This is a genomic window from Aquipuribacter sp. SD81 (genome assembly GCF_037153975.1).
Classification (GTDB): Bacteria; Actinomycetota; Actinomycetes; order Actinomycetales; family JBBAYJ01; genus Aquipuribacter.
In genome coordinates this window covers 138,906-149,540 of record NZ_JBBAYJ010000008.1, presented here as the reverse complement: position 1 = coordinate 149,540, position 10,635 = coordinate 138,906, and the positions used below count along the sequence as shown (strand labels likewise).

Sequence of the window (10,635 nt, the reverse complement as noted above, 5' to 3'; positions counted from 1 at the left end):
CCAGCGGGGGCGGCCGACCGCCGGGCCGCCGGACCGGTGACGACCGGCCAGCCGTCCGGCCCGAGCTCGGGCCCGGCGCCCGGCGCGGCGGGCTCCGCCGGACCGCTCGGGCCACGCGGGCCGGCGGTCTCCTCGCCCGACGAAGCGGACGCGGGGTCGTCCGCGGGCACCGCGTCGTGCTGCCGCGCGCCGCGACCGCCGGTGACCCCCACGACGGTGCGGTCCACACCGAGCGTGTCGAGGACCGCCTCCTGCACGCACCCGCTGTGGCCGCGCTGGTTGAAGGCGTCCGCGAGGCCCTGGGTCGGGAAGCCGAGCGTGAGCCGTGCGCCGTCGAGGGCGAGGACCTGCGCGTTCTCGCTGACGAGGGTCCAGGTGAGGCGCCGGATGGTCCGCAGCCGGTCGACGACCTGGTCCCAGGTGCGCCGGACCACCTCGACGGTGACCCCCGTCTCGGGCGGTGCCGCGCCACCCGCGTCGTCCGGCGGGTCGCCCGGAGTCGCCTGCCCGGAGGCCGGAGCGGGCCGGTCGGCCGGCGGCCGCGCCGCCTCGCCCCGTCCTCCTGACCCCGACGGAGCGACCGGCGAGGCCGCGTGCGCCCCACGGTCCGGCCCGGGCGGCGCTGCCCGGTCCGCGTCCGCCGCACGGTCCGGCACGCGCGCCGCCGCCTGGTCCGCGTCCACCGCGCGGCCCGGCACGGGCGTCGGTGCCTGGTCCGAGGGTGCCTGCTCCGGGGGTGCCTGGCTCCGGGGTGCGTCGCCGACGGGGACCGGAGGGCGGTCCGTGAGCCCGGGGGTCGAGGGCCGGTCGGCGGGTGCGGTACGGCCCGGCGTGACCCGGTCGGCGGTGGGGCGCTTCGTCGGCTCGGCGGGCGCGGCGGGCGCGGCGGGCGCGGCGGGCGCAGTGGGCGCGGCGGGCGCGGTGTCCCGCGAGCCGGAGCCGAGGACCGCTCCGCCCTCGCTGAGAGCGGACAGCTGCCGCTCGAGGCGGTCGACGCGGGTGCGCACCCCGCCGTCGGCGTCGGCCCCGACCACCAGCAGGCGCGCGACGAGCAGCTCCAGCAGCAACCGCGGCGAGGTGGCGCCCGCCATCTCCCCGAGCGAGGCGGCGACCACGTCGGCCGCGCGGGACAGCTCGGCGTGGCCGAAGCGCGAGGCCTGGTGCCGGAGCCGCTCGAAGGCGTCCTGCGGCACCTCGGGCAGCACGTCGGCGGCGGCGTCGCCCACGCGGGACACGATGACGAGCGTCCGCAGGCGCTCGAGCAGCTCGTTGGTGTACCGGCGCGGGTCGTGCCCGGCCTCGACCGCGTGGTGGACCGCGGCGAAGGCCGCGGCGCCGTCGACCGCGGCGAGCGCGTCGACGAGGTCGTCGAGCAAGGACTCCGGCACGTAGCCGAGCAGGGCGGTCGCGAGGTCGAGGTCGAGGCCGTCGCCGCTGGCGCCGGCGATGAGCTGGTCGAGCACCGACATGGAGTCCCGGACCGAGCCCGCGCCCGCGCGCACCACGAGCGACAGCGCGGCCGGGTCGACCGTCACGCCCTCGCGGCGGCACACGTCCTCCAGGTGCTGCACGAGGCGGGCCGGCGGCACGAGGCGGAACGGGTAGTGGTGGGTCCGGGAGCGGATCGTGCCCAGCACCTTCTCCGGCTCCGTCGTCGCGAAGACGAACACGACGTGCTCCGGGGGCTCCTCCACGACCTTGAGCAGGGCGTTGAAGCCCTCGGAGGTGATCTGGTGCGCCTCGTCGATGATGACGACCTTGTAGCGGTCCCGGACGGGCGCGAAGGTCACGCGGTCCCGCAGGTCGCGGGCGTCGTCGATGCCGCGGTGGCTCGCGGCGTCGATCTCGATGACGTCGAGGCTGCCGGGTCCGCCGTTGGCGAGGTCGACGCAGCTCGGGCACTGCCCGCACGGCGTGGCGGTCGGGCCGTCGACGCAGTTGAGCGAGCGGGCGAGGACCCGGGCGCTCGTCGTCTTGCCGCAGCCGCGCGGACCCGAGAACAGGTACGCGTGGTTGACCCGGCCGCGGGCCAGCGCGGTCGTGAGCGGGGTGACGACGTGGTCCTGGCCGACGACCTGCTCGAAGGTGTCCGGGCGGTAGCGGCGGTAGAGGGCGAGCAGCGGGCCCCGACCCCTGACCCCGCCGTCCACCATGGCTCCACCCTACGGCGGCGGACGGACACCCCGCGGCGTCTGGCGGAGGGGGTGTGGACGGTGGAGGCTCCCCCCGTCGGGTCGGCACAGAGGAGGCACCGTGGCAGAGGGCGGGGGCGCGAAGGCGGTGGTGGCCGCCCTGCTCGCCAACCTCGGGATCGCCGCCACGAAGTTCGTCGCGTACGCCCTCACCGGGTCCTCGGCCATGCTCGCCGAGGGAGTCCACTCGGTGGCGGACTCGGGCAACCAGGTCCTGCTCCTGGTCGGCGGCCGACGGGCCGAGCGCGACGCGACACCGCAGCACCCGTTCGGCTTCGGCCGGGCGCGGTACGTCTACGCCTTCGTCGTCGCCATCGTGCTGTTCAGCGTGGGCGGCCTCTTCGCCCTCTACGAGGCCTGGCACAAGTTCAGCGAGCCCGAGCCGATCGAGAGCTGGCGCTGGGTACCCGTCGCGGTGCTTCTCGTCGCCCTGGCGCTGGAGGGCGCGAGCCTGCGCACCGCCGTCCGCGAGGCGGGCCGGGTGCGCGGACGCCGGTCGTGGCCCCAGTTCGTGCGGACGTCGAAGGCCCCCGAGCTGCCGGTCGTCCTGCTCGAGGACTTCGGGGCGCTCATCGGCCTCGGCTTCGCCCTCGTCGGGGTCGGGCTCACGCTCGTGACCGGCGACGGGCGGTGGGACGCGGCCGGCACGGCGATGATCGGCCTCCTGCTCGTCTCCATCGCCGCCGTCCTCGCGGTGGAGATGTCGTCGCTGCTGCTGGGCGAGAGCGCGTCGCCCGAGCACGTCCGGGCCGTCGAGCGGGCACTGCCGGGGTCGGGCGTGCTCTCGGTCATCCACCTGCGGACGCTTCACCTCGGGCCGGAGGAGCTCCTCGTGGCCGCCAAGGTCGCCGTCGCCGGCAACGCGACGGGGGCGGACGTCGCGCGGGCGATCGACGCCGCCGAGGAGCGTGTGCGGGCCGCCGTGCCGATCGCGCGGGTCATCTACCTGGAGCCGGACCTGCGCGGGGCGGAACGCCGCGACCCGGGACCTCCGTCCCTGTCGCCGGCGGTGGCGCCGCAGGACGGTGGCGGGGTGGACGACTCCCGCGAGCCCGAGGACATCAGCCGTGAGCGGTGCTGGGAGCTGCTCGGCCTCGCGCCCTACGGCCGGCTGGCGGTGGTCGTCGACTCGGCACCCGAGGTCTTCCCCGTGAACCACCTCGTCGCCGACGTCGGGGGCCGAGCGGCCGTGCTGTTCCGCACGGCCGCGGGGACCAAGCTGTTCGCCGGCGTCGGCCGCGACGTCGCCTTCGAGGCCGACGGCGTGGACGCCGGGACCGACGAGGCGTGGAGCGTCGTCGTCACGGGCGTCGCGGAGCTCGTCGAGGACCCCGCCACCGTCGCGGAGGTGACCGGACGGCTCGTGGCGTGGCACGGCACGGACAAGCCCCACGTGGTCGCGGTGGGCGGGGCCTCGGTGAGCGGGCGCCGGTTCCGCCTCGAGCGGGCGCGCTGAGCGGCTCGCGCGCCCGGCCTGGGGCCGGCACGGACGGTGTCGACCGGCCGGACGCGACGAGGGGCTCGCGACCTCACGGTCCCGAGCCCCTGATCGGCGGAGGATGGGGGATTTGAACCCCCGAGGGCGTTAACCCAACACGCTTTCCAAGCGTGCGCCATAGGCCGCTAGGCGAATCCTCCGCCGCACAGGGTACTAGGGACCGGACGGTGCTCCGTCGGGCCGACCCGACGACCGCGGGCGTGCGGCGGCGGGCCCGGGCGTTGCTACCCTCGTCGACGACCCCCCGTGTGGCGGCACCCTGCCGAACCCCCCCAGGGCCGGAAGGCAGCAAGGGTACGTGGGCTCTGCCGGGTGCACGGGGGGTCCTTCCGTCCCCCGGGCCGGTGACGCCGCGTCGTCACCCGGTCCACGGCCGAGTCGTCGTACCCTGCCCGTGTGATCTTCAAGCGGGTGGGGAGCCTGCGTCCGTACCCGGACCACGGGCGCTACTCGGCCAAGGACTGGGCCGACATCCCTCCCCGACCCGTCCGCCTCGAGGAGCTCGTGACCACCAAGCGCACCCTGGACCTCGAGCAGCTGCTCGACGAGGACTCGACGTTCTTCGGCGACCTCTTCCCGCACGTCGTGCAGTGGCGCGGCGAGCTGTACCTGGAGGACGGGCTGCACCGCGCGGTCCGGGCGGCGCTCGGCCAGCGCCCCGTCGTGCACGCCCGCGTCCTGGTGCACGAGGGCTAGGCGCGTGGCGTTCGGTCGTCGCCGACCAGAGCCCGAGCAGCCCAGGTGGGACGACCCGCTGTGGGTGCCGCAGCCGGTCGAGGAGTGGGTCACGCCCGAGGCGGTCGCCGACCGTCTCCGCCGGCGCCGTGGCCGCTGGCGCGCGCTGCGGCACGCGGTCGTGCTGCTGCTCATCATCGCCGTCGTCGGCGGCACGGGCGTCGTCGCCGCGGGCGCGGTCCTGGGCCGCTGGGAGCTGCCCTTCACGGGCCTCGCGGGCGGCGAGCCGGGCGACTCGCCCACCGGTCTCCCGACGGGGGCGGCCTGCGAGCCGGCGTCCGTGACGGCCGCCTCCGCCGAGGGAACGACCGTCACCGTCCTCAACGGGACGGCCCTCACGGGTCTCGCCGGCCGGACCGCCGACGAGCTGGAGGGCCGCGGCTTCACCCTCGTCGAGGTCGGCAACGCCGACCGCGAGGCCGAGGCGGCGCGGGTCCGCTACCCGCCGGAGGCCGAGCGCGCCGCGCTCGCGGTGGCCGCCCACCTGACCGACGAGGTCCTCGAGCCGGACCCGACCGTCGACGTCGTCACCGTCGTGGTGGGCGAGCCGTTCGACGGCCTCGCGGACCGCGAGGAGGTGGTCCGGGCGGCCGCCGAGCCGCAGCCGTCGCGCGTCACGTGCGCCGACGGCAGCGCCGGGACGCCCGCCCCGCCCCCGGCGCCGTCCGCGGAGCCCTCCCCCGCCGCGTCCACGGCCCCGTGAGGGACCGCGGGCGCGTCACAGCACGCTGACCGACGTCTTCGCCCGCTCGTCGAGGACGAGCGCCGTGTGCTCCTCCACGACGTTGTCGAAGCTCGCGATGTCCTGCAGCACGCGCTCGCCCAGGCTCGTGACGTCCGCGGCGGACAGGTGGACGAGCACGTCGTGCGTGCCGGTGGTGAGGGAGATCCCCACCGTCTCCTCCAGGCGCCACACGTGGTCGATGAAGGCCTGCACGACCTCGCGGCTCTTGGGCTGCAGCCGCACGCTCACGACCGCCCGGACCGTCCGCCCGACCGCGCGGTGGTCGACGACCGCGTGGTAGCCGCGGATGACGCCCGCCTCCTCCAGCCGCCGCACCCGGGCGAGCATGGTCGAGGGGGCGACGCCGGCCGTCTCCGCGAGCGCGCGGTTCGTCTGCCGGGCGTCGCGCTGCAGCTCGGCGAGCACGAGCCGGTCGAGGTCGTCGAGCGGGAGGGGCGACGGCACGCGACGGACGGTAGCGGCTGGCACCCGACGACCACACGGCCCGCGGGCTCCCGGCCGCGATCTCAGGCCAGGTAGCCGGACATGGCCTCCCGCACGGCGGCCCGGTACTCCGCCACCCGCCGCAGCTTGAGCTCCTCGTACCCGCGGACGGCGTCCGGCAGCCCGGCGACGTGGACCGCGCGGGCGTGCGTGGCGGGCGTGAGGCCCCGGACGAGCGCGACGACGGTCCGTTCGAGCTCGCCGACGAGCTCCCGCTCGGTCCGCCGCATGTGCGTGGCGCCGAAGGGGTCGAGCCGCGTCCCGCGGAGCCGCTTGCCGCGCGCGAGCGCGGCGAACGCCGGCCGGGTCCGCTCGTCGAAGCGGATCTTGCCCTGCCGGCCGAGCGCCTTGAGCACCGGCGGGTGCAGCAGGAAGCTCCGTGGCCCGGCGCCGGCCTCGGCGGCCGCCGCCTCGCCCTCGGGGAGCAGCATGAGACGCGCGACCTCGTACTCGTCCTTGTACGCCATGAGCTTGTGCAGCGAGCGCGCGACGGTCTCGGTCAGGCGCTCGGCCGCGGCGTCGGGGACCTGCAGCGCGTCGAGGGCGTGCTCGGCCGCGGCGACCCGCTCGACGGTCCGCAGGAACCGGCCGGCGTAGCGCGCGTCCTGGTAGCCGACGAGGTCGGCCGCGAGCATGCGGACCGTCTCCTCGACGTCGCTCGTGAGACCGATCGCGGCCACCCGCTGCGTGAGGGAGGTGGGCAGGTCGGGCACCGTCATGAGCTCGCCCGTCTCGGTGCGCCGGGCACGCGCCTCCGACTCCACCCGGGCAGGGTCCGCGGCCCACGCGCGGCCCCACGCCAGCGCGGCGAGGTTGCGCTCGACCGCCACGCCGTTGAGCTCGACCGCGCGCGCGACCAGCGCGAGGTCGACCGGCAGCGCGCCGGCCTGCAGCGCGATGCCGAGCACGAGGACGTTGGCGTAGGCGGCGTCGCCGACGAGCGCCCGTGCGAGGCGGGACGCGTCCGCGGCGAGGACCTCTCGGGACCCGGCCCGCAACCGCTCCTCGACGTCGGTCTCGGCCGGGTAGGGGATGGCGGGGTCGCTCACCATGCGTCCGGTCGGCGTGCGGGTCGTCGACAGCACGACGCGCGTGCCGCTCGGGTCGCACGCGGCGAGCACGGGGTCCGACGCGCCGACGAGCCCGTCGAGGGCGAGCAGGACCGAGGTCTGCCCCGCACCGATGAGGTTGGTCGAGACACCCTCGCCCCGGGTGAGCACGACGTCGCTGATGACCGGTCCGGCCTTCTGCGACAGGCCGGTCTGGTCCAGCCCGTGGACGCCCCAGCCGTCGAGCATCGCGGCGGTGCCGAGCACCTGCGCGGTCGTCACGACACCCGTGCCGCCGATCCCGGCCAACCGGACGCGGACGACGTCGAGGTCGTCGGTCGCCGCGGGCGCGGGCAGGTCCCAGGACGGCGGCTCGCCCGTCGCGGCGCGACGGCGAGAGGACGCGGCCGAGCCGGCCCCCGGGTCGCGCCCGTCGGACCCCGCGGACACGTCGACCTCCATGAACGCCGGGCAGTCGCCCTTGACGCAGGAGAAGTCGAGGTTGCAGCTGTCCTGGTCGATGCGCGTCCTGCGCCCGAGCGGGGTGTCGAGCGGCTGCACGCTCAGGCAGTTCGACACCTGCCCGCAGTCGCCGCAGCCCTCGCAGATCCGGGGGTTGATGGCGATGCGGGTCGGTGGTGTCTCGACCTTCCCGCGCTTGCGGCCGCGCCGGAGCTCGGCGGCACACGGCTGGTGGTGGATGAGCACGGTGACGCCGTGGACGGCGGCGAGCTCGGTCTGCACCGCCACGATGTCGTCGCGGTCGCGCACGGCGACCTCGCGCGGCAGGCCCGTCCGGTCGTAGCCGTGCGCGTCGGGCGAGGTCACGACGACCCGCTTCACGCCGAGCTGCAGCAGGGTCGTGGCGAGCTGCGGCACGCCGACGGCGAAGGTCGCGTCCTGCCCGCCCGTCATAGCGACGGTGTCGTTGTAGAGGATCTTGAACGTGATCCGTGTGCCCGCGCCGACGGCGGCCTGCACGGCGAGCTGGCCGGAGTGGAAGTACGTGCCGTCGCCGAAGTTCTGCACGACGTGCTCGGTGTCGACGAAGGGGCTCATGCCGATCCAGTGCGCGCCCTCGTTGCCCATCGCGGTGATGCCGAAGGTGTCGCCGACGAGGCCCGGGTCCATGAGCAGGCTCATGCCGTGGCAGCCGGTGCCCGCGCCGACGAGCGTGCCGTCCGGCACCTTGGTGCCCCAGTTGTGCGGGCAGCCGGAGCAGAAGAACGGCGTGCGCTGCGTGGCCAGCGGCAGCAGCGCGCCCACCTCGATGCGCTCGCGCGGCGGCGGGGCGAGGCGGTCGGCGAGGCGCTGCGACAACCGGGCGCGCAGGGCGTCGACCATGGCGTCGGCGTCCATGAGGCCGTAGGAGTGGATGAGCTCGGCGCCGGTCTCGTCCTTCTTGCCGACGACGCGGGGTCGGTGCGCGGTGTCGTAGAGGGTCTCCTTGACGATCCCCTCGAGCGTCGGGTTCTTCTCCTCGACGACGACGATCTCCTCGAGCCCGTCGGCGAAGCGGCGCACCATGTCGCGGTCGAAGGGGACGGGCATCCGCAGCTGGAGCAGGCGGACGCCGGCGCGGCGGACGTCGTCGTCGGAGTGCAGGCCCAGACGGCGCAGCGCCTCCCGCACCTCGTAGTACGTGTAGCCGGTCGACACGATGCCGATCCACGCGTCGGCGGGGTCGACGGCGATGCGGTTGAGGCCGTTGAGGACGCCGTAGCGGTAGGCGAGGTCGGCGCGGACGGTCCGGAACTCCTTCTCCACCGCGATCATGCGGGCGGAGCCGAGGAACACCGCCGAGGGGTGCCGCTGGACGGCGTCCCACCCGTCGGGCATGACGGGCTCGCTGCGCAGCGCGGGCAGGTCGACGGTGCCGACCGCGTCGGCCACGGGCGTCACGACCTTCATCGCCGACCACAGCCCGCAGGCGCGCGAGATCGCCACGGCGTGCAGCCCGAGCTCGAGGCACTCCGCGGGCGTGCCCGGGTAGAGGATCGGCATGTGGAGGTCGACGAGCGCGGCGTCGGAGCTCGACGGCATCGTGCTCGACTTGGCCGCCGGGTCGTCGCCCACGAGGGCGACGACACCGCTGCGCTGCGCGGTGCCGGCGAACACGCCGTGGCGGATGGCGTCGGTGGCGCGGTCGAGGCCCGGCGCCTTGCCGTACCAGATGCCGACGACGCCGTCGTAGCGCGCGTCCGGCCGTGAGGCCGCGAGCTGGGACCCCATGACGGCAGAGGCGCCGAGCTCCTCGTTGACGGCGGGGCGGTGCACGATCGGCAGCCCCCCGTCGACCGCGCCCGGTGCGCCCTCGCCGTGCAGGCGCAGCATGCGCGCGACCTCGAGGTCGTAGCCGCCGAGCGGGGAGCCGGGGTAGCCGGACAGGAACGCCGCGGTGCGCAGCCCCGCCGCGCGGTCGCGGCGCAGCTGCTCGACGGGCAGCCGGGCCAGGGCCTGGATGCTGCTCATGAGCACGCGGCCGGACTCGTTGGTGTACCGGTGCTCGAGCCGGTAGTCACCGGCGGCGGGCACGACCGCGGGCTGCTGCTCGGGCTCGGGCGGGGCGGGGTCCACCCGGGCGCCCGCGACGTCGCGGGTGTCGGCGGTGTCCGTCATGGCGACCTCCTCGTCACGTGACCGCAGGATCGCACCTCGTGCGACCGGACCACAAAGCCACGCCTCCTAACGGGCCGCTAATGCGCCGGGCGCCGCACGTCGGTCGGAACGCCGCGCGGAGCACCGAACGTCCTTCGGCGACCCTCAGGTCGTCAGCACGAGTCCCAGGACGCCGGAGGCGACCACCAGCGGCACGCCGACCACGCCGAGCAGGACCACCCGGCCGACGGGCACGCGGACGCCGAGTGCCCGGCACCGGTCCCACCACAGCAGCGTCGCGAGCGACGCCCACGGCGTCACGAGGGGCCCGGCGTCGGTGCCGACCAGGAGCGCGGCGAGTCGGGCCGGGTCGCCGGCGACGGGCTCGAGCGCGAGGTAGGCGGGCAGGTTGTTCACGACGTTGCTCGCGACCGCGGCCACCGCCGCCAGCCGCGCCAGGTCCGCGGGCGCGTCCCCGGTGGTCCCGGCCAGTGCGCCCAGCAGGTCACCGAGACCGCGGTCGACCACCACCTGCACGACGACGAACAGCCCCGCCGCCAGCAGCACGAGCCGCCACGGCAGGACGGCCCGGTCCAGCAGCCGCGGGGCGCGCAGCACCACCACCACCACGAGCGGGACGGTGACGGCGGGGGCGACGACGGCCGGGTCGACACCCAGGACGCTGCCCACGACGAGGCCGAGGCACGCCAGTCCGGTGCCGACCAGCAGCACGCGGTCGGCCGCCGGCGCCGCGCCACCCGAGGGGGACAGCGGGGCGCGGAGCCGTCGCGCGTGGACGGCGAGGAGGAGCCCGACGCTCACGACGACCGTGAGCACGGCGGGCAGGGCCATGACGCGGACCGGGTCGGCTCCCAGCTCGCGGAACCGCGCGGCGGCGAGCAGGTTCGTGAGGTTCGACACCGGCAGCGGCAGGCTCGCGGTGTTCGCGAGCCACAGCACGAGGACGGCGTGGGGCACGACGGGAGCGCCCGTGCGGCGCGCGACCGCCACGACGACCGGCGTCAGCAGCACCGCGGTCGTGTCGAGGCTGAGCACGGCGGTGACGGCGGTGGCGAGCACGGCCGTCGCGAGGAACAGCCCGACCTGGCTGCGGCTGCGGACCGCGACCCGGTGGGCGACGACGTCGAAGGCGCCCACGCGGTCCGCGACCTCCGCGAGGACGGTGACGGCGACGAGGAAGAGCAGGACCGGCCCGACCCGCTCGGCGAGGACGCGCGCCTCCGGCAGGGGCATGACGCCGGTCGCGAGCGCGAGCGCTCCGAGCAGCGCGGGCCAGCGCCACACGGGCCGATGCAACCACGCCGCGCGGCGACG

Annotated in this window: 7 protein-coding genes, 1 tRNA gene, 1 other RNA gene and 1 pseudogene; 5 read left to right on the top strand and 5 right to left on the bottom strand. The window is 76.0% G+C overall.

All coding sequences use genetic code 11. The features are described from left to right. Positions 1 to 2,153 (bottom strand): DNA polymerase III subunit gamma and tau (locus WAA21_RS06885; RefSeq protein WP_336922032.1); only part of this gene is annotated, 2,153 nt, incomplete at its 3' end. 100 nt (positions 2,154 to 2,253) lie between these two features. Between WAA21_RS06885 and WAA21_RS06880 the strand changes: the two are divergent. Next, positions 2,254 to 3,156 (top strand): annotated as a pseudogene (locus WAA21_RS06880) (cation diffusion facilitator family transporter); the annotation flags it as partial. Between the two features lie 45 nt (positions 3,157 to 3,201). Continuing rightward, positions 3,202 to 3,648, top strand: coding sequence for a pyridoxamine 5'-phosphate oxidase family protein (locus WAA21_RS06875; protein ID WP_336922037.1), 447 nt, complete (start codon positions 3,202 to 3,204; stop codon positions 3,646 to 3,648). Positions 3,649 to 3,745: 97 nt separating this feature from the next. Here WAA21_RS06875 and WAA21_RS06870 read toward each other — a convergent pair. Then, a tRNA-Ser gene (locus tag WAA21_RS06870) sits at positions 3,746 to 3,830 on the bottom strand. Between the two features lie 95 nt (positions 3,831 to 3,925). Between WAA21_RS06870 and ffs the strand changes: the two genes are divergently transcribed. From ffs to WAA21_RS06855, 3 genes are all read left to right on the top strand, one after another. Next, an RNA gene (gene ffs, locus WAA21_RS06865) (signal recognition particle sRNA small type) lies at positions 3,926 to 4,022 on the top strand. Between the two features lie 64 nt (positions 4,023 to 4,086). Then, complete coding sequence (locus WAA21_RS06860; protein ID WP_336922031.1) at positions 4,087 to 4,386, top strand: type II toxin-antitoxin system VapB family antitoxin; 300 nt, start codon at positions 4,087 to 4,089, stop codon at positions 4,384 to 4,386. Between the two features lie 4 nt (positions 4,387 to 4,390). Further along, positions 4,391 to 5,128, top strand: a complete 738-nt coding sequence (locus WAA21_RS06855) for a LytR C-terminal domain-containing protein (protein ID WP_336922030.1) — start codon at positions 4,391 to 4,393, stop codon at positions 5,126 to 5,128. A gap of 15 nt (positions 5,129 to 5,143) precedes the next feature. Here WAA21_RS06855 and WAA21_RS06850 read toward each other — a convergent pair whose 3' ends face one another. The 3 genes from WAA21_RS06850 to WAA21_RS06840 form a co-directional block, all read right to left on the bottom strand. Beyond that, positions 5,144 to 5,614, bottom strand: a complete 471-nt coding sequence (locus WAA21_RS06850) for an Lrp/AsnC family transcriptional regulator (protein WP_336922029.1) — start codon at positions 5,612 to 5,614, stop codon at positions 5,144 to 5,146. Positions 5,615 to 5,676: 62 nt separating this feature from the next. Further along, positions 5,677 to 9,321, bottom strand: a complete 3,645-nt coding sequence (locus WAA21_RS06845) for an indolepyruvate ferredoxin oxidoreductase family protein (protein WP_336922028.1) — start codon at positions 9,319 to 9,321, stop codon at positions 5,677 to 5,679. Positions 9,322 to 9,465: 144 nt separating this feature from the next. Further along, positions 9,466 to 10,605 (bottom strand): SLC13 family permease, encoded by a 1,140-nt coding sequence (locus WAA21_RS06840; RefSeq protein ID WP_336922027.1) that lies wholly within the window; start codon positions 10,603 to 10,605, stop codon positions 9,466 to 9,468. Positions 10,606 to 10,635 lie beyond the last annotated feature (30 nt).